Here is a 24,420-nt window from a genome sequence, read left to right on the forward strand (position 1 = left end):
CAGCTCCTCCACGTCCCATTCCGGGACATGCATCCCAAGAACCGGCTAGTTGCCGGTCATACCCAGCAGCTCATTCGCACGAACGCGAGCCCAACGCTCCGCGTTCAGCACAGCCTCCAGCGTCAAATCAGCGTCAGAGACAGCCTCAGCGCTGCCGGTGTGCTCCTCCAGCACGCGCGCCACCGAATCGACAATGTCAGTAAAGCGGATTGCGCCCGCATGGAATGCTGCCACGGCTTCCTCGTTGGCGGCGTTGAACACTGCCGGGTGGGTGCCGCCGACCTTACCGGCGTCTTTGATCATGCGCACGGCGGGGAATGCTTCCTCGTCCAGCGGCTCAAAAGTCCAGGATGCCGCCTTCGACCAGTCACAAGCAGGCACGGCACCGGGGATGCGGTGCGGCCAGGTCAGACCCAGCGCGATGGGCAGCACCATGCTCGGCGGGGACGCCTGCGCAATGGTCGAGCCGTCCACGAACTGCACCATGGAATGCACGATGGACTGCGGGTGAACCGCCACGTCAATACGGTCCAGGTCCACGCCGAACAGGTGGTGTGCCTCAAGCACTTCGAGTGCCTTGTTGACCATGGTTGCCGAGTTGGTGGTGACGACCAGGCCCATGTCCCAGGTGGGGTGTGCGAGCGCCTGCGCGGGGGTCACGTCGTGCAGCTGTTCGCGCTTGTAGCCGCGGAAGGGACCGCCCGATGCGGTGAGAATCAGTCGGTCGATTTCTGCGTCGGTTCCGGAGGCGAGCGCCTGCGCGAGGGCGGAGTGTTCGGAGTCGACGGGCACCATGGGGGTGTTCAGGGGGGATGCATCGACGGCGGCGCGTACGAGCGGGCCGCCTGCGATGAGGGATTCCTTGTTGGCCAGTGCCACGCGGTAGCCGCTGTTGAGGGCGGTGAGGGTCGGTTCCAGGCCGATGGAGCCGGTGATGCCGTTCAGGACGGTGTCTGCCGGGTGTGCCGCCGCCTGTACGGATGCTTCGGCGCCGTGGGCGATCTGCGGGGTGTAGCCGGTAATGCCGGCTTCGGAGGCTGCCGCTTCGATAAGTTCGCGGAGGCGCTGTGCGTCGTCTGCGGTGCCGCTGGTGGCGACCAGTTCGGCGCGCACGTGCACTGCCTGGCGTGCGAGCAATTCGAGGGATCGGGAGCCTGCGGAGAGGGCGACGACCTTCAGCGGTGCATCGTCGGCGGAGGCGCTGGTACCTTTGAGCGCGGCGAGGTGGTCGATGACTTCCATGGCTTGGGTGCCGATGGAGCCGGTTGAGCCGAGGAGGGTGATGCGCTGCGGTGCGCGGGTGAGTTCTGTGAGGGCGTCGGTGAGGCGGTCGCGGCTGCCGCCGACGCGTGCTGAGGATCCAAACTTCATGGTTCTAGTGTCTCATGAGCTCGCGCGTGTATCCGGACGTGTAGCCTCGCCTCAGCATAGAAAGCCTCGGCTCAGAAGCCACTACGTAGAAGACCCCAGCGCAGAAGAATCCCCCACCCTGTCATACGGGGCGGGGGATTCAACGCATAACGTTTTAGAGCAGATCTTGCAGCAGCTCAATGCAGCGGTCCAGGAAAGCATCCACCTGCGATTCCTCGTAGCTGACGGTGCCCGAGGCGGGGCGGAACTTTGCGTGGCGCACCACGGAGGGGTCCAGCGGCTCTTCGCTGTTGAGCTGGGCGTACACGCGGTCGCAGATGGCGTCCACATCGCCGACGAAGTAGCCCATGTGGCGGCGCTTGCTGGGGCGGCGGAAGCGCTCACCAGCGGGGCGTTCCAGGCGGCCAGCGAGCAGCTCGCCGGTCTCTACGAGGGAGCGTTCCCAGTTGTCCAGGCCGTACGCCTCAATGTAGCGGCTGCGCTCGAGCTTGGCGAAGCGTTCCTCAATCTTTTCGAGGGCGCGGTCGACCACATCCAGCTGGTAGCCGCCGGGTTCTTCGCGGAAGACGACCTGGCGGATTCGTCGGGAGGTGTAGAGGTCTTCGGGCAGTTCGGCGGCTCCGCTGAGCTTCTCGTAGTCCTCGGCGAGGCGGGTGAACAGGCGGTCTACTTCACTGCGCTTGTAGCCGGGTTCGGTTTCTGCTGCACGGGCAAATCCGCCTCCGTGGGTGGTGCTTGCCAAGGTGGGCTCCTCTCGACGATTGAACTTTAAGAATACCAATGCGCAGGCTACCCGATGCAAGGTGGGCGGGCGGTGTCTTAGATATAGTCCCTTACACCCCTGATTCACCAGGTACAGCAAGATGGGTACAGCAAACGGGTACAGCAAAGGCGGGGCGCTCCTCCCCCACTCGTGGGAAGAAACGCCCCGCCTTCGTCAGCGATCAAAGCTTCAGGCCTAGAGCGGCATAATAAACCGGAAAATCAGGCAACCAGCCGCCGCAGCGAAAAGAATCGAGTCCAGGCGATCCATCATGCCGCCGTGACCGGGCAGAATATTCGACATGTCCTTCACACCCATACGGCGCTTGAACACGGACTCCACCAGGTCACCGGCAGTCGAAGCGACCACCATGACCGCCGCCAGCGGAATAGCCCAGTACCAGGGCGAACCCATGACCGCCAAGGCGATAGCGCCAACAACCGCCGAGCCGACGAAGGAACCAGCCAGTCCCTCCCAGCTTTTCTTCGGGGAAATCTTCGGCGCCATCGGGTGCTTACCCCAATTCACACCGGCAATAAAGCCGAACGTGTCATTGCAGATGGCCATCAGCAGAATCATGAGGACGCCGCGCTCGCCGTGGTCCGTCTGGAAGTAGACCATGGCGATACCCAGCATCAGCGGCACCCACAGCAGAGCCAGGGCGCTACCGCTCAAAGACTTACCCAGTGAGACCTGACGGTCAGCACGCACAAGAGCAGAAGAGAGCAGCAGCACCAGCAGGCTCACCGCTAGGGCGATGCCCAGCCCGGTAAAACCGAACAGGTAAGACACCACCACAATTGCGCCAGACAGGCCACCCAGCAGGTACTCCGGGATGCCGTAGCCGCGGCGGGTGTTGAGCACGTGTCCAATCTCCCAGGCGCCCAAAGCTGCCGCGCCGGTAGCGATCGCAACAAAAATCGGCTGGTACATCAGACCCAACGCCAGCAGCATGCCGAAACCAACGCCCACACCAATGGCGGCGGGCAGGTTACGGCCAGCTTTGGCGCTGCGCGACTTCACCGGCGTTGCAGCGGTCTGCGGGCTCGGCTGTGGAGCAGGCGGTGCGCTTCTCTCTTCTTTCGCTTCTTTGCGTGCACTCATTAGGGTTTAGACCTCGAGCAGTTCAGCTTCCTTGTGCTTGTACAGTGCGTCGACCTGGTCGATGTGCTTCTTGGTCAGTGCGTCCAGTTCCTTCTCAGCGCGTGCGCCCTCGTCTTCACCGATTTCGCTGTCCTTGACCAGCTTGTCAATAGCGGTCTTAGCGTGGCGGCGGACATTACGGATGGAGATACGAGCCTCTTCAGCCTTGTGGTTGACGAGCTTGGTGTATTCCTTACGGCGCTCAGCGGTCATTTCGGGCATGACAACGCGGATAGCTGCACCGTCGTTGCTGGGGTTAACACCCAGGTCGGAGTCACGCAGCGCCTTCTCGATAGCTGCCAGTGCGGTCACGTCGAAGGGAACGATCTTGACGGTACGTGCGTCCTCAACGTTGAAGGACACCAGCTGCTGCAGCGGGGTCGGTGCACCGTAGTACTCGGCGGTCAAGCCGCTGAAGATTGCGGGGTTCACACGACCGGTGCGGACCTTAGCGAACTCAGTCTTGGTTGCTTCGATGGTCTTTTCCATCTTCTCGCCGGCTTCGGCAAGGATTTCTTCGATCACGAAAGGATCTCCTTTGTCGGTATTCTGGGGTACCAGAATTGTCGGTGGGTGCGCGTTCAGCACTCATGATTTCTCACCGGTTCGCGGCGCATCCGAGGCGAAAACCTTAAGGATACTGCAAAGTTGGCGGGAAAGAGGCAGAACGTCGTATTTGATATAAGTCTAGACGGTACCGGCGGGCATAAGCGAGTTTTAGCGCTTACCCGCGCGGTACCGTCCAGAATAAGTCCGCGCTATCGAGCACGGTCACAGTGTGAGGGGGCGTTCCGCACGCCCCACCCTAAAAATTTAGGGGTTAGCGAGTAACGAGGGTACCCATCTTCTCGCCCAGGATTGCGCGGGTCACGTTACCGTCACCCTGCATGCCGAACACGCGCATGGTCACGTTGTTGTCGCGGCACAGGGAGAACGCGGTCTGATCCAGCACGCGGATGTTACGCTGCATTGCCTCATCGTAGGTGAGGTTGTACAGGCGCTCAGCGTTGGGGTCCTTGTTCGGGTCAGCAGTGTAGATGCCGTCCACGCCGTTCTTAGCGACCAGAACCTCGTCTGCGTGAATTTCCAGGGCGCGCTGAGCAGCCACAGTGTCGGTGGAGAAGTAGGGCAGACCCGCACCTGCACCGAAGATCACGACGCGGTCCTTCTGCATGTGGCGGATCGCGCGGCGAGGAATGTAAGTCTCAGCAACCTGCGGCATGGTGATAGCGGACTGAACGCGGGTGTCAATACCCTCCTGCTCCAGGAAGTCCTGCAGAGCCAGGGAGTTCATCACGGTGCCGAGCATACCCATGTAGTCTGCACGGGAGCGGTCCATGCCCGCTTGAGAGAGTTCAGCGCCACGGAAGAAGTTGCCGCCACCAATCACGATGGAGGTCTCAACTTCGCCAACGGTTGCGGCAATCTGCTTAGCGATGCTGCGCACGACCTCAGTCGAAATGCCAACTTCGCCGCCACCAAAAACCTCACCGGAAAGCTTGAGCAAAACGCGGCGACGGCCGGTCTCATCGTGGTGAATCGGGTGCGAAATAGCTTCAGGCATGGTTCCTCCAGTGGCTTACCTAGGGGTTGTTATAGGTGATCGGGGCGGGCTCCTGCCGCCTAGTCCTTATCAAGGATACAGCAAAGCCGGGTAGCCACCAGTGGTGACTACCCGGCTTCAGGCTATAATCCCAACCTCATACGATTTCCCTTACCGGGAACCCGCACTACGGGAGGGTAGAACTGCAGCGAGTCCTTATGCACCCACGCGGAAACGTGCGAATGCGGTAGCGGTTGCGCCAGCCTCGGACAGAACCTGTGCAACAGACTTCTTGGAGTCCTTTGCGAAGTCCTGATCCAGCAGGGTGTTCTCCTTGAAGAAGCCCTTCAGGCGACCCTCAACGATCTTGTCCAGAATCTTCTCGGGCTTGCCCTCAGCGATTGCGGTCTCGCGAGCAACGCGCTTCTCGGTCTCGATCTGGTCTGCGGGGATGGACTCAGAATCCAGGTACTTGGGGCTCATTGCAGCAATGTGAACTGCAACGTCGTGTGCGATCTCGTCGGTGTTCTCACCGGAGACAGCCAGCAGAACGCCAACCTGTGCGGGCAGGTCCTTGGAGGTCTTGTGCAGGTAAACTGCAACGTTCTCGCCCTCAACGCGTGCAACGCGGCGGACAACGATCTTCTCGCCGAGCAGTGCACCAGCGTCGGTGGTCAGCTCCTCAACGGTCTTGCCCTCGTAGGATGCAGCCTGCAGCTCTTCCAGGGTGGAAGCGTCAGCAGCAATAGCAGCCTCGAGCACGTTCTGGCCGAAAGCGATGAAGGGGTCGGACTTTGCCACGAAGTCGGTCTCAGAGTTGACCTCGATCATGTAGCCAACGCCGTTCTCAACGCGTGCAGCCACCAGGCCCTCAGCGGTTGCGCGACCCTCGCGCTTGGTGATGCCCTTCAGACCCTTAACGCGGATGATCTCGGCAGCCTTCTGCTGGTCGCCGTTAGCCTCGTCCAGAGCCTTCTTGACGTCGAGCATACCTGCGCCGGTCTTCTCGCGCAGTGCCTTGATGTCTGCTGCGGTGTAGTTCGCCATTGTGAACTCCTTGTGTTGCTGTAATAAATCGGGATGACATCCCGGTGGTACATATGGCGGACGGCGCCGCGCCCAGGTCAGGGCGGGCGCCGTCCGAACGTGGTCCCCGCGGGTGGGGGCCACAAAGCATAAAGCTTAGTGGGCTAAGAAAGCTTACTTAGCTGCCTCTTCAGCCTTTGCAGCCTCGTGCTGCTCCAGGAGCTCGCGCTCCCAAGCTGCCAGGGGCTCCTCAGCTGCTTCAGCCTTGCCGTTCTTCTTAGCGTTGCGCTCGATCAGGCCGGCTGCCACTGCGTCAGCAATCACGCGGGTGAGCAGGTTGACGGAGCGGATAGCGTCGTCGTTACCGGGGATCGGGAAAGCAACCTCGTCGGGGTCGCAGTTGGTGTCGAGGATAGCAACAACGGGGATGCCCAGCTTCTGAGCCTCGTTAACTGCCAGGTGCTCCTTCTTGGTGTCAACAACCCACAGGAGGGAGGGAACCTTGGACAGGTTGCGGATACCGCCGAGGGTCTTCTCGAGCTTCTCGAACTCGCGACGCATGAGGAGCAGTTCCTTCTTGGTGTAGCGAGAACCTGCTACATCGTCGAAGTCAATCTGCTCGAGTTCCTTCATACGCTCGATGCTCTTGGAGATGGTGCTGAAGTTGGTCAGCATACCACCGAGCCAGCGGTGGTTCACGTAGGGCATGTTCACGCGGGTTGCCTGCTCAGCGATAACTTCCTGAGCCTGCTTCTTGGTACCCACGAACAGGATGTTGCCACCGTGTGCGACGGTCGACTTAACAGCCTCGTATGCCTTGTCGATGAAGGCGAGGGACTGCTGCAGGTCGATGATGTAGATGCCGTTGCGCTCGGTCAGGATGAAACGCTTCATCTTGGGGTTCCAACGGCGGGTCTGGTGACCGAAGTGAACGCCGGAGTCCAGCATTTCACGCATAGTTACGACGGGCATGTCGTCTCCTTTGTGGTGCCGCGCGGACCTCCCATTCGGGCTAGCCCAACGCGCGCATAGTAGTTATCAGTTTTTCCTGGCGGCGGTTAGCGTTCACGGTTGCCCGTTCAGCTCAGGCCCTAACCACCCCGTGTGGGTGGACCGAAGGTCCCTTATCGGCTCCCCATCTGAGGATGCCGCTCACGCCGCGCGTCGTCAGTGATGCTGTGCGGAGCCTCTCGAAGAGGAAGAATACCCGCGCAGGCACACTGCAATACGACATTGTACCGTATATTCCGCGATTAATCCGCCGGATTGGGGTTAAAACCTGTGCAGGTGCGGCAGGTGTGTGCAGGGGCACTGTGGATAAAGGATTTTAAGCCGGATTCGGCGGGGTTATCCACAATTTTTCCTGAGGCGCTGCGGGGCTAGGCGATTCGTGATGTGCTCAGAAGATGAAGCAGAACATGAAGATATTAGAGGGAACGCTGCGGCGCGCGATGCTGGTGGCGTGCTGCCTGCTGGGTGCACTTGTGAGCGCGGGTGGGCAGGGCTATGTGGGCGAGCAGAGCTACGCGGGTAGTCAGGACTATTCGGGCGGGGCTGGTTTTACAGACGGCACCACCTTAAGTGCGCCAGTTCCCAGCAGTGCGCCAGTTCTTAGCAGTGCATCAGTTCCCAGCACCGTTGAGCTCACCGCAAGCCGACTACGCTACCGCTCCCCCACCGCCGAATCCAAACCGCGGGTGGTCAACCCCTTTGAGAAGCCCGCCCAACGCTGGAGCGCCGGGCACCGCGGCGTGGACCTTGCCGTGCCCGAGAACGACCGGCGCATCTACGCACCGGCGCCGGGAAAAGTGGTTTTCAGCGGCACGGTCGTCAACCGCAAAGTGCTGGTCATTGCGCATCCGGATGGGCGGCGCAGCACCTTCGAACCCATGGACGAAGCACTCCCGGTCGGCACCACGGTTGCAGCCGGTGAGGTCATCGGCACCGTCGCCGCCCCGGATAGTGTAGGCGGCAATGGCGAGCGACCCTACCGGCGGTGCACCACCGCGTGCCTGTACTGGGGTGTACGCCAGGGAGGCGCCCGCGGGGACGGTAGCGGCAAGACCGCCGAGTACATCAACCCCATGAGCCTGCTGGGCTCGAAGGAGCCGAGCATTCTGTTGCCCGTGCCGGGCGGATATTAGGCGCGGGTACTGGTGCCGAGTATGAGCAGAACCGGATACGGCTGTGGCCCGTCACCTCCCGGGAAAGGAGACAACGGGCCACAGGAGCCAGCCTAGGTCGCGTTCTCTAGCGTAGGCGCTAGGGGCAGCTACTTACTGGAGGACGTCACCGTCATCAGCACCGAACTGGTTCGACTGAGTGGACTGAACCGGTTGCTCAGTCGGAGGGATATAGGCCGGCATTGCCTTGGTCGGTTCAGTCTCACCGTAGTTCAAGCCCTGCTGCGGGGTGAACACCTGAGTCGGCGAATCATCACCGACAGTGTAGGCGTTGTTCTGTGCGGGGTAACCGGGCTGAGCAGTGTAACCGCCCTGTGCCGGGTAACCATTCTGAGCCTGGTAGCCGTTCTGTACATCAGCCTGGGTTGCACCGTAACCGGTCGCAACACCCGCAGCTGCACCCAGTGCAGCAGCCGAAGCGGCACGACGCTCACGGACCTTCGCACGAGCCGCCGCGATCTTCTTGCGGAACAGGAAGAGCAGAACCAGGATGAGCAGCAGCAGACCCACGATGATTGCATCCACAATTACGTCGGTCATGCTCAGACCGGAAGCCGGAATAGTCAGCGCGTTACCGCTAAACACACCATTCTCACTCTTGATGCTCAGCTCGCCACCATTAACGGTGAACTGTACACCGGCACGCGCCAAGTCATAGTTGAGGGTGTTCACCTTCTGCTGATCCAGCGAGGAGAAGGTCGGTGCCTTGAAAGTGAGCTCGTAAGGAACACGGTAGTAGTTACCCAGCTTCTGAGCGAGCTTAATATCCGGCTTCAGAGTGTAGTCGGAGCCGAAGGGGTGGTAGCCACCGGGGCGGGTGACGGTCACCTTCGATTCGGGCAGGTACTCGTTCAGTCGCTGGTTGAACTCGGCTTCGTCCTTACCGCGAACCTTCACGCTCACGATGGTGGCATCGCCGTCCTGACGAACCTCGGTCTCGTCATTGCTACCACCGGCAAAAGCGTTCCTCAGAGCCTCTTCTGCACCAGCTACGTCAGAGCTCGGGAAGGAGTAGAGGAAACGTGCCTCAATGGAACCGTCCAGGCCCAGGGAGGTAGCCACCTTCACGCCCTTCATGGTCACCTGCTGCGAAAGGTAACGGTTCAGGTGAAGGACGCTCTTCGAAGAGGAAGAGCCAGAGTTACCGGTGTTATCAACCTGGTAGCTGTGATCGGAGCTGTCCTTCAGGATAACTTCCAGACCGTTGCCTTCCGGAGAGCACAGCAGCGAGCAGTCCAGTACGCCCTTCATGGTCTTGCGCACGTAGAAGGTCTTCGACTCTTCCTTGACTTCTCGGGTGTAGCTCAGATCGGTGGTACCCGCACCCAGCAGCTTCTTCAGCTTAGTGTTCAGGTCGTCCAGGGAGGAAGCGCTAAAGGTCAGGGTACGGCCAACTTCTTCCTTTGCCGCGCTGGTAGAAGCAGAGGGAGCCATATAGGTTGCCTGGGAAGACGTCAGACCCTTCTTCAGCTCGGAGCCCTCAGGCTTGACCTGATTCAGGTATGCGTCAACCGCAGCGGCGGTCTCCGAGTTCATGATGTCCTTCGCTACGAAGGAGGCAGTAGCAGAGTAGCCACCATCCTTTTCCTGAAGCTCAAGAACCATCACCTTGAAGCCACGGTCCTGCACGTCCTTCGCGGAGATGGTGGAGCCGCCGGAGTTCTTCACTTCCTTCTCGCCAAACTTCACAGTGGTTTCGCTGCCGCTACTGTTGAACACACTATTCTTGTTGGAGGATTCAATCACGCCATCAACGACAAGAGCTTCGGGGAGCCAACCCAGCAGTTCCTTCGAGCTGAAGTTTTCCTTCACCTGGATACCCTGTACCAGGCCCTGCTCGGTATTGAGAATAGTGACGGTAGGCTCGGTCTTGGAACCAGCCGCCTTCAAGATAGAAGCAACCTTGGTACGGTACTCATCCACAGAGGAGAAGGGAATGGTGAAGGTCGCACGTGCCTTGTCACCCTCAGACTGAATACCGCCGTATTCCAGCCCCTCGGGCAGGTGCTTACGCACGGACGCATCAAGGGCTTCAACGCCGCCCTTAATCTTGTCCTTGTTGTCCTTCATATTGAAGGAAACCTGCATGGTGCGGGTACCCTTCTCGGCGCTCTCAAGGCCAAGCTGAGTCTCAATCTTCGCACCGCAGGCGCTCAGAATCAGGGCGGCAATGGTCAGCAGAACCGCCAGGAACATCCAGCGCTGGCGGGAGCCACGCTGAACGGAATAAGTCAGAGTCTGCATACGGGTTTCCTTAGTTGAGCATGCGGAAGGTAATGAAGTACACAACCATCACGGCGAGCACCCACGCGGTGCTCAGCAGCGCGTGCATGATGACCGGAGACTTAGCGAAGCGGCCCAGACGGTTCAAGCCCAGGTAGATGAGTGCCTCGCCTGAGAACACTGCGAAGGACATCACCAGGCCCAGCAGCACAAAGATGAACCCGAAGCCCTCGTTGCTGCTGACGCCGCGCATGAAGAGAGCCACCAGGCTCAGAAGAATGTACGTGGGGATTAGGGGCAGGCACGAAACCGCCACTACCTGCATCGAGGACGAGAAGTTCGCCGGAACCTTACCGATGCGAGCGGTCAGCAGAATCTGCACGCCGCGCAGAACCAGCACCACGGCAGAAACCACGAGGAACACCAGGAAGGCAAGGAAGACCTGACCGAAGTTAATCTTGTAAGCCACCAGGCCGTAGGCATCACGCAACGCGAACTTCACGAAGCCCAGCGACAGCTGGGTGAGGAAGAACGCCGAGATAATGGCCTGCAGAAGGCTGGGGATAACCCAACCCCACAGGCCGGAGGCGGCCAGACGGGACTGTGCGGGGCCGGGCTTGCCGGCGAAGACCTCCAGGAACGCATCCCAGGTTGCGCGCAGAGCCGTCACGAAGGGGTTCGGCGCGGCGGGTACGTAGACCGCCTGGCCGGGCTGACCCGGCTGAGCAGCACCGGGCTGGGTTGCATCGAACTGAGGTGCGGCGGCAGGCTGGCCGGGCTGTGCAGGGGCTGCCTGAGCCTCATGCTGCGCATTAGCGTTTACCTGAGCGGGCTGGGGTGCCTGCTGCGGCTGAACCGGCTCAGGCTGAACGGGCTGCTGAGGTGCTACCGGCGCGGCAGGCTGAACGGGCTGCTGCGGCTGAGCTGCGTTACCCGGCTGAATAGGCAGCGAAGCGTCCTGCGCGGGACGCGCGCCGGCATCGTAGCCGTAACCACCGGCTGCAGACGCACCCTGCGACGGGTTGTTGGGAGTGTTCTCCGACATTGAGATCCTCTCGTATGGTGTGTGGAAGCAACACCTACCGGCTGAATCGGCGTCTACCGGCGGCATCACGCTGTCTTTCGTGACAGGACTCTTCAACCCTACCGTACTGAACGCTATGATGCGTCTTCGTTCGTCATTTACTCATTTTCATCACCGTTGATGCATTCCTTGCACGAAAATAAGCCCCCCGAAAGCACGACAAAAGAGCACGAAAAGAGGGCGCGAAAAAGCCCCGCCCGCCGACAAGTGGGTGAAGTCGACGGGCGGGGCCGTAGGGAGTGCGGGGCTCGAACCCGCGACCAAGGGATTATGAGTCCCCTGCTCTAACCGGCTGAGCTAACTCCCCATCCGGTGCAGTGACGGTGCGCAATGGACGCCAGCACCATCCTCTAGAGTACCTGAACGGCGACTGAGAACGAAAAACGCTCTACTACTCAAGGCCACCGCCCAGGGTCTAGAGAAGCTTAGCGGCGCGAATCCAGGTAACGCTGGTACGGAGCGTCGCTCACGTACAGTTCCTCGAAGGTGCGCCAGGTGTTCTCAGCACTGTGGAAGCCCACGATACGGCGGGACTCGCGGCCCATCTGCTCACGCTCAGCGGCGGGCAGGGAGAGCACAGCCTCCAGCTTCTTCGCCAAATCCTGAGCGTTATTGGGTTCGAAGAGGTAGCCGTTCACTCCCTCCTCCACCAGGTGCGGCAGAGCCAGCGCATTCGCGAGTACCACGGGGGTGGAGGCACTCATCGCCTCCAGGGACACCAGGGACTGCAGTTCGGCGGTACCGGGCTGGCAGAACACGTCAGCCATCTGGTACACCTCGGGCAGATGCTCATCCGGAACGAAGCCGCGGAAAATCACGCGGTCGGACACGCCGCAATCGTGCGCCTTCTGCTCGAGAGCCTCACGCAGCTCGCCGCCACCGGCGATATCCAGCACCACGTGCTCGAGGGTATCCGGCAGCAGGGAGAGCGCCTCGATGAGCACGTCCACGTTCTTCTCTTCGGCAAGGCGACCCACGAAAGCAATACGCAGCTCACCGGGAACCTTGCCAGCGTCAGCACCCTCAGCCAGCTCGTAGTCGCTGATCTCAATACCGTTAGACACCGGCATGACGGGGCGGTCAAAATGACCCAGGTCGCGCATCGCATCCGCACCAATCTGGGTGGGGGTGGTAACGACCGCGGTCTTAGAGAAGCAGAAACGCATATCCTTCCAGGTGATCTTCTCAATCACGCGCTTCACTGCGGAGGGGAAGGGCAGGAACGGGTCCAGGTTCGCCGGCATGAAGTGGTTGGTTGCAATCACACGGATACCGCGGCGCTTCGCCTGGAAGATGAGGGCGCGACCAATAATGTAGTGGCACTGCACGTGCACCACATCCGGGCGGACCTCGTCGAGGATCGCGCCAACCTCGGACCAGATCTCCCAGGGCACGCAGATGCGGTTCGTCTCGTGGGTCGGGGGCAGGTGCGAGCGCAGGCGGTGCTCTACGATGCCGCTCTCTACCTCGGTGCGGTAGCTGGGGCCGGGGATGGGGCTGGCTGCGACTACGTGTACGGAGTGGCCGCGCTTGAGCATGGAGGTGGCGAGGCGGTGACCGAATTGTGCTGCACCGTTAATGTCCGGCGGGTAGGTTTCTGCGCCAATCAGAATCGTCTTTGCCTGTTCCATGACGGGGCTCCTCATCGGGGTGTAGTGTGTCGGTGACTTTGGGGTTTCGGGTGCGACGGTGCGCCGCTCTACCTCTGTCTGCCGCGTGCACCGGGTGGGTCCGGTACGTACAGCACTTGTCTATTCTACCTGTGAGCTGCGTCCTTCTCCGACTCGTGGAGGGCGGGTTTTGGCTGGGAGTTACCTCCAAACCTCCCGTTGGGGCAGGAGCCAGCAACCTGCCTGTAGACGCACAAACGCCCCGATACGAGTATCGGGGCGTTTGGATGCTTGGCGTTAAACCTGCGCCGGTTGAGCGGCGAACAGTGCTTAGCGGCGAACCAGGCGGTTCAGGAAGTGCAGGACGGTTGCAATGGATGCGCCCAGTGCTGCGAAGGACTTCCAGCGTGCCTGCAGAACCTCGGGCTTGCGCACGTTCTCTGCCAGGCCGCGGCCGGTAGCTGCTGCACTTGCAGCAACCTCGGAGGGCACTGCCTTGAGAGCGTCCAGAGCCTGCTGGGTGTTGTTCTGAACGTCGCCGGTGTAGGACTGCAGGTCGTCGCGCAGGGCTGCCAGGTGCTGGCGACGCTCTGCGGTGCGCTGCTTGAGCTCTTCGAAGGTCGGCGGCTTGGGCTCTTCCTCACCGCGTGCCTTGCGCTCTTCAGCTTCCTGACGTGCGCGTTCTGCTGCTTCTTCAGCTTCCTTAGCCTTCTGCTCTGCACGCTCTGCCTGTTCCTTCTTCAGGCGCTCAGCGGACATGGCGGTACCTTCCTTGAGTACGCCGAGGTCGAAGAGCAGACCGAAGATTGCGGATTCGGGCTTGAACGGCAGCTGTGCCTTGACCTTCTTCAGACCGACCAGGGCACAGATTGCCAGGACGATGAGGAAGATGAGGGCGAAGATCAGCGCGGATGCCCAGTAGGGCATGACGGTGCCGAGGCCGAGGATTGCTGCGGCGACCAGCGCAATGATCAGGAACAGACCGAAGACTGCTGCGACACCGAAGAAGGCTGCGCCCTTACCAACGGCGATACCCTTGGTCTTCAGCTCGTGCTTTGCAATCTGGATTTCGTCCTTGACCTGGCTGGGTCCGAGGGTCTTGAAGGTTTTGCCAGCGTCGATGATGTTCGCGACGCCGGACTTAATCCCGCTGATGCCAGCAAAGAAACGCTTGGGTGCCTTGGGATTAGTAGTAGTGGTCATGACCACCTCTCCGTGACGTGTTTTTGGAGGCTTCTTTTTCGCACTCCACCTCCTATAGTTTAGCCCCTTATGATACCTCCGCGTGACCGTTTGAACGGGGGTTTGCGCTATCTCTTCAGGTATTTTCGACTTTCTGGAGGCTGCATTGAGCTGCAGGCGTAGCTTTCTGGGTTTGGTTGCGCCTGTGGATTTGCTCTGGAGTAGGCGTAAGAGGATGCCGATGCGCCGTTCCCCCGCTACGCGCCGAGTGGGCGTGTGGCGTGTGTGGGCAGAGAACTTCTCTGTGCGTTAGATTTCACATTTTTGCAGGGTGAAGTATCTTTGCCTCGCCGGGAGTGCAAGCCCGAGGGGTTACTCATTCACGGCTTTGGAGAGAACGTTCCGACTGGACTCGAACTAGCGAGGCGAAGATTTTCCGAGCGCGCGAGGAACCAAAAATCTTTGCCTCGCCGAGGGCGCAAGCCCGAGGGGTTACTGGTTCGAGCCAGAGGAACGTATATAGCAAGAGCCCCGGAACTTCGTTCCGGGGCTCTTGCTATATTTGCTCCCCCGACTGGACTCGAACCAGTAACCCTTCGATTAACAGTCGAATGCTCTGCCAATTGAGCTACGGGGGATTATTTTGTTTTCGTTGCTGGTTTCCCTTGCAACGAGTAATAACTATACCGGGGCTGTTTGGGCTCCGCAACTTGAAATGCTATGAAGTGCATCACTTTTGGGGTGTGTGGTTGGCTGTGTGGCTGGATTGGGTGGTGCAGGCTCCGGCGAACCCGCGGTATTCCCCGGCAACCTGCAGAACACAGGACATTCGGCAGGGTGCCTGGGCGTAGCGGAAGAACCGTACTTAGCCGCGCTGTGCGCTGAGCTGGCGGCGGCGCATTTCCAGTTCGAGGAGCTGACGCTGTACCGCTTCGAACTCTTCGTCGTCGGGGTTTGCACTGAGCTGTTCCAGGCGCATCATCAGGTCAGATTTTTGGCGGGCGATCTGCTGCTCGAACAGAGCATTGAGCGCACCAGTCACAAAACCGGGCAGACGCTCAGCGCTACTGACCGGTAGCGGTGAGACGGCGAGCTCCGCGATGGCAGGGTGCACGCCCTCCACAGCGCCAGAGCGCACGCAGTTGATCCATTCGATGCCGGGGGTGGGCGCCATGACGGTTGCTGCGTGAATAATGCCGGCGGCCACCTCACGGTGGGTGCGGTAGCGGAACTGCACGGTTGCGAGGTTACGCCACTGTTCCACGCTGATGAGCTCGGGGTGCTGCAGGGCAATCTCGAGCGCCGCCTTTTCGAGGCGGGCAACCGGATCGCGCGGGTCGGGGGTGAGGAACTCCTCGACGGCGGGGGCGGTCGCCTCCAGCTGGGGTGCGGTGGGTTGAATGCTGCTCGGCGGGTGCGCGGCAGCGTTCTGCCCGGCGTAGACGCTGGGTGCGGCGTGGTCTTCCGGTGGCGGTGCGTCGTAGGCGGGGTCGTAGGGCGCGTCAGCATGAACTGCACCCTGAGCACCTGCATAACTCGGCGCACCCGGCACGCCCTGCGGCCCCTCGTTCAGACGCTCGTAACGCGGTGCGGCGGCGGTAGCCTCCGCCTGCTGGGAGCGAGAAAGCTTCGGGTGGTTCTGTGCGTACGCCACGGCACGCTGAATCTCGTCGAGCTCCAGCCCGAGCTGACCGGATACCTTACGCATGTAGGCGGGGCGCAGGTCGCGGTCCTTAATGCCGGCGATAATCGGGGCGATAGCGCGCATCGCCAGCACGCGGCCTTCAAGGGTCGCCAAATCATACTTGGCGAGGGTCGAATCAATCGCGAACTCGAACAGCGGGCGGCGCGAAGCAATCAGCGAGCGCACGGCGGCGTCACCCTTGTGCAGGCGCAGGTCGCAGGGGTCCATGCCGTTCTCGGCTACCGCCACGAAGGTCTGCGCGACGAAGCGCTGGTCCTCCTGGAAGGCTGCCATGGCGGCTTTCTGGCCTGCGGCGTCACCGTCGAATGTGAAGATGATTTCGCCGCCGGAGCCGTCGTCGGTAATCATGCGGCGCACCATCTTGATGTGGCCGGGACCGAACGCGGTGCCGCAGGTGGCAACGGCGGTAGTGATGCCGGCGAGGTGTGCCGCCATGACGTCCGTGTAGCCTTCCACGATGACGACCTGCTTAGCCTTGGTCATATCGCGTTTTGCCAGGTCAATGCCGTAGAGCACCTGGGATTTCTTGTACAGCTGCGTCTCGGGGGTGTTCAGGTATTTGGGGCCCTGGTCGTCGTCGAAGAGGCGGCGGGCACCGAAACCGATGGTTTCACCGGCGATGGTGCGGATGGGCCAGATGATGCGGCCGCGGAATCGGTCGTACAGGCCGCGGTTGCCCTCCGAGAACATGCCGGTAGCCTTCAGCTCCTCATCAGTGAAACCCTGGGAGCGAAGGTGCTTGAGCAGGTGGTCCCAGCCGCGCGGGGCGTAGCCGACACCGAACTTGCGGGTTGCGGCGGGATCGAAACCGCGGGCGCCGAGGAAGCGCTGCGCCTCCTGAGCATCAGCGCTGTAGAGGTTGCGTTCAAAGAACTCGGCGGCAATCTTGTGCGCGTCGAGCAGGCGGCGGCGCATACCCGCCTCGTAGCGGTCGCCGGGCTTACCGCCCTCATAGTGCAGGGTGTAACCAATACGGGCGGCTAGACGCTCCACCGTCTCAACGAAGCTGGTGTGTTCCATCGCCATGACGAAGGAGTACACGTCACCGGATTCACCGCAACCGAAACAGTGGTACGAGCCGACCTGCGGGCGCACATTGAAGGAGGGCGTGCGCTCGTCGTGGAACGGGCACAGCCCCTTGAAGGTGCCTATACCGGCGCTTTTGAGGCTCACATAGCCTTCAATGATTTCGCGGATATCGGTACGGGCGCGGACTTCATCAATGTCTTCTTTGCGGATTAATCCAGCCATAAACTCAATTCTACGGTGAGGGTCAACAGGCAGCGCCTACAGGCGTTGCAGGCGCGGGAAATAGCGCGCGAACAGGCTCACAAAAAGGATGCGCCGCGACGCGCAAACAGCACGCCGCGGCACACAAGTACAGGTGTTTAGCCGCCGGAAATATCCAGCTCAGCCTCCGCCAGGCCCAGACGCTCAGCGTCCCCCAGGATGCGCGAATCCAGCCAGCCATCGGGCAGGTGCGGCTGCTTGGGGCTGCCGGCGCGACCGCGCGAACCCTCCACAGCGGCACCCGGGTAACCAATCGAGTGGTCCAGCTGAGCAATCAACTCACGGAACGTCGCCAGGTCAGGCACCTGAGCCATCTTCGCGCGCAGCTCGCCACCGACCGGGTAACCCTTGAAGTACCACGCCACGTGCTTGCGAATCTCACGCAGGCCGCGGGTTTCATCGCCGAAAGTCTCCACCAGCAGTTCTGCGTGGCGGTAAATCATATCCGACACCTCAGTCAGGGTCGGGCGGATACGCTCCGACGAACCCTCAAACGCATTCTGCAGGTCACCAAACAGCCACGGGCGACCCTGGCAACCGCGACCAATCACCACGCCGTCCACGCCGGTCTGCTCAACCATGCGCACCGCATCCTCGGCAGAGAAAATATCGCCATTACCCAGGATCGGCACATCCGGAATCAACTCACGCAGCTGCGCAATAGAATCCCAGTCAGCCTTACCCGAATAATGCTGAGCCGCAGTACGACCGTGCAAGGCAATCGCCGCAACACCGGCATCACGCGCAATCTTGGCGGACTCCAAGAACGTAATGTGGTCATCGTCGATGCCCTTACGCATCTTAATAGTCAGCGGAATATCGTTGCGGGACGCCTCCTTCACCGCGGTCTGCACAATCGCAGTGAACAGGTCAGTCTTCCAGGGCAGAGCGGCACCGCCACCGCGGCGAGTCACCTTAGGAGCCGGGCATCCAAAGTTCAAGTCAATGTGGTCGGCACGGTCCTCTTCAACGACCATGCGCACAGCCTTACCGACGTTGACCGCGTCCACACCGTAAATCTGGATAGAGCGGATCTTCTCGTCCGGGTCATGCTCAATAATGCGCATGGACTCGGGCTTACGCTCCACCAGGGCGCGCGCAGTCACCATTTCGGTAACGTACAGGCCGCCGCCATATTCACTGCAGAGGCGGCGGAAAGCCTTATTGGTCACGCCAGCCATCGGGGCGAGAACCACGGGGGTATCAACGGTCAGATTGCCCAGTTTCAGGGGCGGAAGGGTAAGACGGGGTGCTTCAGAATTCACCCCTATATTGTGGCATACGGGGGCAAATCGAGAACCGGACTCAGCTGAGGGGGTACAGGAGCACAGCAGCACGGCGCAACAAGCACAGTACAGCGGCACGGCGCAGGCTCAGCAACCGTGAGGAGGAGGCGCAAGCACGCACAAGGGGCGAGGAAGCATTCCACTCCCTCGCCCCTTCAGCAAGAGTCAGCCAGCAGGTTCAGTACCGAGAATCTACTTGGCAACCTACGAACCTACTCGAGAATCTACTCTCGAACCTACTCGGTCACGTAAATATAGGTCGGGTCACCCTCCACCGAAGCAGTACCGGCACGCAGCAGCACGTCGGTCACCTGAACCAGCGCCTCCATGGCGTCGTCAACCTCAACCAGCACCGGGTACTTAGCACTCAGCAGGGACAACACCTGCATAATCGCCTCCACGGCGCCCTCATTATCAAAGTCGTAGCCCAGCAGCAGTTCGGTGGCGGTGTTCTCATTCACCAGCGCCGCCTCCGGATCAGTCTCGAAGGGCTGGTAGCTCACCGCAAACGCAACAATCGGGCCCTTCTTGCCCTCGGCGGCAGCCTCACGAATATGGTCGCGCAACACCACGGCGCCAAAAGCACGCACCTCATCCGAAAGGAAGTAGCGGTTCACCGTGCCCAAACCCACCTCGGCGGGAACATCCCACTCGTGGGCGCGGCGGTAGAACTCCCACAGCGCGGCGGTCAGCTCAACCGAACCGGTCGCCAAATCCTCAATAGCCTGAGTCTCGTTGCCGTCAGCGTCCTGGCGCAGCGGCACCGGAGGAATCGCGCCCGGCTCCACACGCACCATACGGGAACGCTGAATCAGCTTAAAACCAGCAGCCTGAGCGAACTCCTCACCATCGCTAAACGGGGCAAGCTTCACACGCAGAGCAGACGTCTGACCGTGCTTCGCCGCAACCTCACGCAACGCATTCAGCAGGGCGGTACCAATACCCTGACGGCGGTGATCAGCAGCCACCTCCACATACGACCACAGACGCGTCGGATGCAGTAGCGAAGCCACCACAGTACCCGCAGCCACCGGCACACCAGAAACAGTCACCACCAGAGTACGGCTGAACGGCGCATCCGTATCCGGGCCGAAAAGGCCACGCTGGCGCTCCTCAACCTCATTGCGGGCAGAGTTCCAAATCTCAAGCAGGGCAAGGTCATCACCCTCCTGCCAAGGGCGAATCTCAAATTTTTCGCTGAGGCGTTCAGCCATATCCGTGCACCTTTCCTTCGCTCGCGTCAATCGTGCCAATCAGTCTAACCAGGGTAGCCTAAATACACGACGGCGGGTAGCCTCTTTCGCTCTAAGAAGCTACCCGCCGACCATGTTATAAATTATTTTTAGCCTGCCAGGCGTGCAGCCAGGTAAGACTTCACCTGATCCAGAGCCACACGCTCCTGGTTCATGGTGTCACGCTCGCGGATGGTCACAGCCTGATCCTCAAGAGTGTCAAAGTCCACGGTGATGCAGAACGGGGTACCGATCTCATCCTGGCGGCGGTAACGGCGACCAATAGCGCCCGCCTCGTCGTAGTCCACGTTCCACAGGCCACGCAGCTCATTCGCCAGCTTAGTTGCCGGCTCAGACAGTTCAGCCTTCTTCGACAGCGGCAGAACAGCAGCCTTCACCGGTGCCAGGCGCGGGTCGAGCTTCAGCACGACGCGCTTATCCACGCCACCCTTAGTGTTCGGTGCCTCATCCTCGACGTATGCGTCAACAAGGAACGCCATCATGGAGCGGGTCAGGCCGAAGGACGGCTCAATCACGTACGGCACGTAACGCTCGCCGGTAGCCTGGTCGAAGTACTCAAGCTTCGCGTTGGAGTGCTCGTTGTGCACACCCAGGTCGTAGTCGGTACGATTCGCGACGCCCATCAGCTCGCCCCACTCGGAGCCCTGGAAGCCGAAGCGGTACTCAACGTCAATAGTGCCAGCCGAGTAGTGTGCACGCTCCTCCTTAGGAACGTCGAAGCGGCGCATGTTATCCGGGTTAATACCCAGGTCAACGAACCAGTTCCAGCAGTCCTCAACCCACTCGTTGAAGTACTTATCAGCGTCGTCCGGGTGCACGAAGTACTCAATTTCCATCTGCTCGAACTCACGAGTACGGAAAATAAAGTTACCGGGAGTGATCTCGTTACGGAACGACTTACCAATCTGGCCAATACCGAACGGCGGGCGCTTACGAGAAGCAGTGACCACATTGTTGAAGTTCACGAAAATACCCTGAGCGGTCTCCGGGCGCAGGAAGTGCAGACCCTCCTCATTATCGACCGGGCCCAGGTAAGTCTTCATCAGACCGGAGAAGTTCTGCGGCTCAGTCCACTCACCACGAGTACCACAGTTCGGGCAAGCAATCTCATCCATGCCCTCAGCCGCGCGGCCCTTCTTCGCCTCAAAGTTCTCCAGCAGGTGATCCTGACGCAGACGCTTGTGGCAGGACAGGCACTCAACCAGCGGGTCGGTGAAGGTCGCCACGTGACCGGACGCCTCCCACACCGCACGAGGCAGAATAACGGAAGAATCCAGGCCAACCATATCCGCACGGGAGCGGACGAAACGCTGCCACCACTGCTGACGGATGTTTTCCTTCAGCTCTGCACCGAGGGGGCCGTAGTCCCATGCGGAGCGGGAACCGCCGTAAATTTCACCGGCCTGGAAAACAAAGCCGCGGCGCTTCGCAAGCGCAATAACGTTATCGAGGGTGGACTTTTCAGCCATAGTTACTCCTTCTGCCCCGCCACCGGCTGTGACGTGCGTGAGTTCGGGTTGATAAGGGACGCCGCCCAGAACGGGGCGCCCGTATTCGCGCTCATCGGCGCAATATGCACACTTTTTGATGCAAGACACTAGGGTACCATCACCACCCCACCCCTGGGTATGCCCACCCGGCTACCCACCGCCCCATTTTCGGGAAGCCAGGACGTACCCGGCGGGATAAACTAGGAAGCATGGAAGAAATTTTTATTCGCGACGACATGATCCGCCTCGGCCAGTTCCTCAAGCTCGCCAACCTCGTAGAGGACGGCGCGCAGGCACGCGAGGTCATTCAGCACGGCCTGGTAAAGGTCAACGGCGACATTGAAGAGGCACGCGGCAAGCAGCTGCACCCCGGCGACACCGTCACCTTCAACGGCGTGACCGTGAAGGTTGCGCACGAGGGCTAGTCCTCTCTCTGCTTGGTTAGTGCTTGGTTAGAGCTACGAGCGAGGGGCAGTGACCGTCCTCGTTCCTACAGGGAACCCGCCCTCGCTTCGCTTCGGGCACCCTGATGTCACTACGGACGACACCGCCCCTCCACGTGACGCGCCAAGCCTAGCCGGAGCGGGGTAGCTATACCCTCCGGAAGCGACATCAGGGTGCCGCCCCGGGCGCTCTCCGCCGCGAAGCAAGGAAGAGCGGAGCGTCCGGGTGCGGCGGGTGCCCCTGCAGGAGCGGAGGAAGGGTATAGCGTACCCACCCACCCAGCCCCTGTAGGAACGAGGACGATAACCACCTTTCCAAGCGGAATCCATGCGCCCCAGCTTTTCCAAGCGGAACTACACGTAAAGCCCCCGAGTTAACGACCCGGGGGCTTTCCATATAGTCGATTTAGGCGTCAGAGCCTTCCGCGGTGCCGGTCGCCTCCGCAACCTTCTGCGCACGAATACGCGGCTCCTTACCCTGTACCTTCACCTCCAGGAACTCGCCCACATGGCGAATCTCCATAGCGCTCACGCCGTGACCCGCACCGGCGTACAGCACCTTGATGCCGTCGGTGTACTTGCGGATCCAGTCGTAGGTGTAGTTCACCATCTCCTGCGGGATGACGGGGTCTTCCTGGTCGCGGCCGAAGAACACCGGCAGTTCGGTCTTCTTCAGTTCCTCGTCCTTGAAGTACGGCGAATCAGAGTCCACCGCGTAGCCGGACAGGCCCACCACCGCGGCGAACTCGCCGGGGGCGTGACGCACCATGGACGTTGCGATGCCCATGCCCTGCGAGAAGCCCAGCAGGGTCACCGAAGCGTAGGGTTCACGGTTCGCGCGCACCCATTCCAGCACGTAGTCGCTCGCCTGCTCGATGGCGCGCTGGTCAGATTCGAGCTGCTGGTTCAGCGGGTACCACTGGTAGCCGATAGCGTCTGCGGCAATGTAGGCGCCGGTCGAGTCCGCGGAGAACTGGGTGCCGACCGGCTGCGGTGCACGCATGGAGGCGTAGGTGAAGCCCTCCTGCGGAAGGTGCGCCGCCAGGGACAGCAAATCATGCTCCTGGGAGCCGTAGCCGTGCAGCATGAGCACCAGGTGGGTGCCTGCGCGTTCGTTCTCGGGGCGGGTGTATTCGACGACGTATTTGTTTTCGCTCATGCACCCATCTTAGCGAGGACTCCCCCGCGAACATGCACCGCAGGTTCCGCCGCTAGCTTGACCCTCACCTAACGTCAGGCTTTAGAGTGAAGCCATGGACGCGAACATGACACCGCCTGACGGGCACCATGAATACACCGTAGGAGAGGCAGCATCATTGCACGGGCTCACAGTCCGCACGCTACACCACTGGGAGCAGCGGGGCTTACTCAACCCGGCACATGATGAGTTCAACGGGTACCGGTACTACACCGATACAGATCTTGAACGGATCACCGTCATCATGGGGTACCGCGCCATCGGCATGAGCCTTGACGCTATTGGCAACATACTGCAGGATCGGGCGAACAGCACCGAGCATCTGCTCGCTCAGCGGGATATGCTTCAACGCAAAATCGCCGCGTATGGGCGCATGCTTGAAACCATCGAACACCTTTTGGAGGACACCATGGCACCTAAAAATGAGCAGCTCAGCGCTGCCGAAAAAGCAGAGATTATGGGTGAAGGGTTCAGCCTCGCCCACCAGCAGGAAGCGCAGGAGCGTTACGTGAAAACTGACGACTGGGCTGAATACCAGCGCCGTACTGCCGCAATGGACCGTGCCGACTGGCAGAACGGCAAACAGCAGATTAACGAGGTCGAACAGGCCCTCGTCGAGGCGTTCAACCGCGGCGTGCAGCCGGGCAGCGAGGAGGCGAATGCGCTCGCCGAGCGGCACCGCGCATCCCTGTTCTTCTTTGAGGTCACCCCCGCTAAGCACGCTATTCTAGCCCGCGGTTACGTTGAGGATGCCCGCTTCAAAGCGTACTACGAGAAGCTCGCGACCGGGCTCGCGGAGTGGTTGCGAGATGTCATCTACGAGAATGCTCGTGCACACGGTGTTGACCCGCAGGAAGCTAACTGGGGTTAAACTACCCGGGGTTAAACCTTTGGGCTGAGAATACCCAGTACCTAGGCCAGTACCTAGGGGTGAGTAGCTGAGTGTGAAAGCTGAGCACGAAAAGACGCCCGGCATTCCCCGTACTCAGGGGAATGCCGGGCGTTACATGCTGTATCTGCATGAAAACTAGATGGCTATCTAGCGGGTGCCGTCGAGGTGACGGCGGTGCTCCTGAATACGGCGATCCAGGTGCTCAAGGTTCTGTTGCAACCCCGCAATCTCATTCTCAATCTTTCGGCGGGCTCGCTCCATCACGTCGATGGAGAGGCCATGATCATCCGGATTGTCCAAGATTGTACGAATGTCGGCAAGACTCATGCCGGCCTGACGGCAGGTAGCAACAAACCGTGCAGCGGAGATAGACTCCGCATCAAAAATACGGGTTCCGTGAGCATCACGGGGCACAGCAATGAGCCCCTCTTTTTCGTAATACCGCAGGGCGTGGGTGCTCACCCCCAACTGCTCCGCTACCTCTTGAATACTTACCACAACTTCAATGCTATGGGGTTAGAGCGGGTCTAAAGCAAACCGAGAACCATTACCTTCCAGCGCAACAGGAGGGTACTTCCGCGGTATCTCGCGGCGGTTTCAAAAGCATCTAAAAACCCGGAAAATATTCCCCGGCTTGGAACAATACCCGTCAGGCGGGCGTAAAGAAACGCCGGGCACTCGCACTATGCGAGTACCCGGCGTCCCATAACCCAACCGTCAAGGTGAACGTTAATT

The 24,420-nt window shown here is 60.5% G+C and carries 20 protein-coding genes, 2 tRNA genes and 1 pseudogene; 4 read left to right on the plus strand and 19 right to left on the minus strand.

Going from position 1 to position 24,420, the window contains the following annotated elements; genetic code table 11:
• Positions 1 to 45: 45 nt before the first annotated feature.
• The 7 genes from dxr to rpsB form a co-directional block, all read right to left on the minus strand.
• Complete coding sequence (gene dxr, locus ACP3RB_RS05850; RefSeq protein WP_426699568.1) at positions 46 to 1,242, minus strand: 1-deoxy-D-xylulose-5-phosphate reductoisomerase; 1,197 nt, start codon at positions 1,240 to 1,242, stop codon at positions 46 to 48.
• Positions 1,243 to 1,525: 283 nt separating this feature from the next.
• The gene (locus ACP3RB_RS05855; protein WP_012903944.1) at positions 1,526 to 2,113 is read right to left on the minus strand and encodes a cell division protein DivIVA; all 588 of its coding nucleotides are present in this window, start codon (positions 2,111 to 2,113) and stop codon (positions 1,526 to 1,528) included.
• A 216-nt stretch (positions 2,114 to 2,329) separates the two neighbouring features.
• Positions 2,330 to 3,157: a phosphatidate cytidylyltransferase gene (locus ACP3RB_RS05860; RefSeq protein ID WP_304193881.1), complete on the minus strand. Its 828-nt coding sequence runs from the start codon at positions 3,155 to 3,157 to the stop codon at positions 2,330 to 2,332.
• Between the two features lie 87 nt (positions 3,158 to 3,244).
• On the minus strand, positions 3,245 to 3,802 hold the full coding sequence (frr, locus tag ACP3RB_RS05865) for a ribosome recycling factor (protein ID WP_294646009.1): 558 nt from the start codon (positions 3,800 to 3,802) through the stop codon (positions 3,245 to 3,247).
• 295 nt (positions 3,803 to 4,097) lie between these two features.
• Positions 4,098 to 4,841, minus strand: a complete 744-nt coding sequence (pyrH, locus tag ACP3RB_RS05870; RefSeq protein WP_049350194.1) for a UMP kinase — start codon at positions 4,839 to 4,841, stop codon at positions 4,098 to 4,100.
• 195 nt (positions 4,842 to 5,036) lie between these two features.
• Entirely contained in the window at positions 5,037 to 5,867 is an 831-nt protein-coding gene (gene tsf, locus ACP3RB_RS05875) for a translation elongation factor Ts (protein WP_005507065.1), read from the minus strand.
• Between the two features lie 153 nt (positions 5,868 to 6,020).
• Positions 6,021 to 6,818 (minus strand): 30S ribosomal protein S2, encoded by a 798-nt coding sequence (gene rpsB, locus ACP3RB_RS05880; RefSeq protein ID WP_304193884.1) that lies wholly within the window; start codon positions 6,816 to 6,818, stop codon positions 6,021 to 6,023.
• A 512-nt stretch (positions 6,819 to 7,330) separates the two neighbouring features.
• Between rpsB and ACP3RB_RS05885 the strand changes: the two genes are divergently transcribed.
• On the plus strand, positions 7,331 to 7,990 hold the full coding sequence (locus ACP3RB_RS05885; protein WP_426698785.1) for a M23 family metallopeptidase: 660 nt from the start codon (positions 7,331 to 7,333) through the stop codon (positions 7,988 to 7,990).
• Between the two features lie 132 nt (positions 7,991 to 8,122).
• Here ACP3RB_RS05885 and ACP3RB_RS05890 read toward each other — a convergent pair whose 3' ends face one another.
• From ACP3RB_RS05890 to ACP3RB_RS05935, 10 genes are all read right to left on the minus strand, one after another.
• Entirely contained in the window at positions 8,123 to 10,273 is a 2,151-nt protein-coding gene (locus ACP3RB_RS05890) for a flagellar motor protein (RefSeq protein ID WP_426698786.1), read from the minus strand.
• Between the two features lie 10 nt (positions 10,274 to 10,283).
• A complete protein-coding gene (locus ACP3RB_RS05895; protein ID WP_426698787.1) occupies positions 10,284 to 11,297 on the minus strand; it encodes a hypothetical protein in 1,014 nt (337 codons plus the stop codon).
• Between the two features lie 272 nt (positions 11,298 to 11,569).
• Positions 11,570 to 11,643: transfer RNA gene (locus ACP3RB_RS05900), tRNA-Ile, on the minus strand.
• 118 nt (positions 11,644 to 11,761) lie between these two features.
• Positions 11,762 to 12,967: a glycosyltransferase gene (locus ACP3RB_RS05905; RefSeq protein ID WP_426698788.1), complete on the minus strand. Its 1,206-nt coding sequence runs from the start codon at positions 12,965 to 12,967 to the stop codon at positions 11,762 to 11,764.
• Positions 12,968 to 13,276: 309 nt separating this feature from the next.
• Positions 13,277 to 14,149, minus strand: coding sequence for a phage holin family protein (locus ACP3RB_RS05910; protein ID WP_426698789.1), 873 nt, complete (start codon positions 14,147 to 14,149; stop codon positions 13,277 to 13,279).
• Positions 14,150 to 14,693: 544 nt separating this feature from the next.
• A tRNA-Asn gene (locus ACP3RB_RS05915) sits at positions 14,694 to 14,766 on the minus strand.
• Between the two features lie 227 nt (positions 14,767 to 14,993).
• Complete coding sequence (dnaG, locus tag ACP3RB_RS05920; RefSeq protein WP_426698790.1) at positions 14,994 to 17,084, minus strand: DNA primase; 2,091 nt, start codon at positions 17,082 to 17,084, stop codon at positions 14,994 to 14,996.
• A gap of 137 nt (positions 17,085 to 17,221) precedes the next feature.
• On the minus strand, positions 17,222 to 18,388 hold the full coding sequence (dusB, locus tag ACP3RB_RS05925; protein WP_049355088.1) for a tRNA dihydrouridine synthase DusB: 1,167 nt from the start codon (positions 18,386 to 18,388) through the stop codon (positions 17,222 to 17,224).
• Positions 18,389 to 18,645: 257 nt separating this feature from the next.
• Positions 18,646 to 19,623: a GNAT family N-acetyltransferase gene (locus ACP3RB_RS05930; protein WP_426698791.1), complete on the minus strand. Its 978-nt coding sequence runs from the start codon at positions 19,621 to 19,623 to the stop codon at positions 18,646 to 18,648.
• Positions 19,624 to 19,751: 128 nt separating this feature from the next.
• Entirely contained in the window at positions 19,752 to 21,131 is a 1,380-nt protein-coding gene (locus tag ACP3RB_RS05935; protein ID WP_296702645.1) for a glycine--tRNA ligase, read from the minus strand.
• A 230-nt stretch (positions 21,132 to 21,361) separates the two neighbouring features.
• On the opposite strand from ACP3RB_RS05935, the gene ACP3RB_RS05940 reads away from it, so the two are divergent.
• On the plus strand, positions 21,362 to 21,577 hold the full coding sequence (locus tag ACP3RB_RS05940) for an RNA-binding S4 domain-containing protein (protein WP_070832751.1): 216 nt from the start codon (positions 21,362 to 21,364) through the stop codon (positions 21,575 to 21,577).
• Between the two features lie 424 nt (positions 21,578 to 22,001).
• Here ACP3RB_RS05940 and ACP3RB_RS05945 read toward each other — a convergent pair whose 3' ends face one another.
• Entirely contained in the window at positions 22,002 to 22,754 is a 753-nt protein-coding gene (locus tag ACP3RB_RS05945) for an alpha/beta hydrolase (protein ID WP_070507766.1), read from the minus strand.
• 106 nt (positions 22,755 to 22,860) lie between these two features.
• Here ACP3RB_RS05945 and ACP3RB_RS05950 point away from each other — a divergent pair.
• Both ACP3RB_RS05950 and ACP3RB_RS05955 read left to right on the plus strand, forming a co-directional pair.
• A pseudogene (locus ACP3RB_RS05950) lies at positions 22,861 to 23,130 on the plus strand (MerR family transcriptional regulator); the annotation flags it as partial.
• 72 nt (positions 23,131 to 23,202) lie between these two features.
• Complete coding sequence (locus ACP3RB_RS05955; RefSeq protein WP_426699569.1) at positions 23,203 to 23,664, plus strand: TipAS antibiotic-recognition domain-containing protein; 462 nt, start codon at positions 23,203 to 23,205, stop codon at positions 23,662 to 23,664.
• A 168-nt stretch (positions 23,665 to 23,832) separates the two neighbouring features.
• Here ACP3RB_RS05955 and ACP3RB_RS05960 read toward each other — a convergent pair whose 3' ends face one another.
• Positions 23,833 to 24,183, minus strand: a complete 351-nt coding sequence (locus ACP3RB_RS05960) for a MerR family transcriptional regulator (protein ID WP_426698792.1) — start codon at positions 24,181 to 24,183, stop codon at positions 23,833 to 23,835.
• Positions 24,184 to 24,420: the final 237 nt, after the last annotated feature.

Origin of the sequence: Rothia mucilaginosa, assembly GCF_049990865.1 — a bacterium.
Lineage (GTDB): Bacteria > Actinomycetota > Actinomycetes > Actinomycetales > Micrococcaceae > Rothia > Rothia mucilaginosa_I.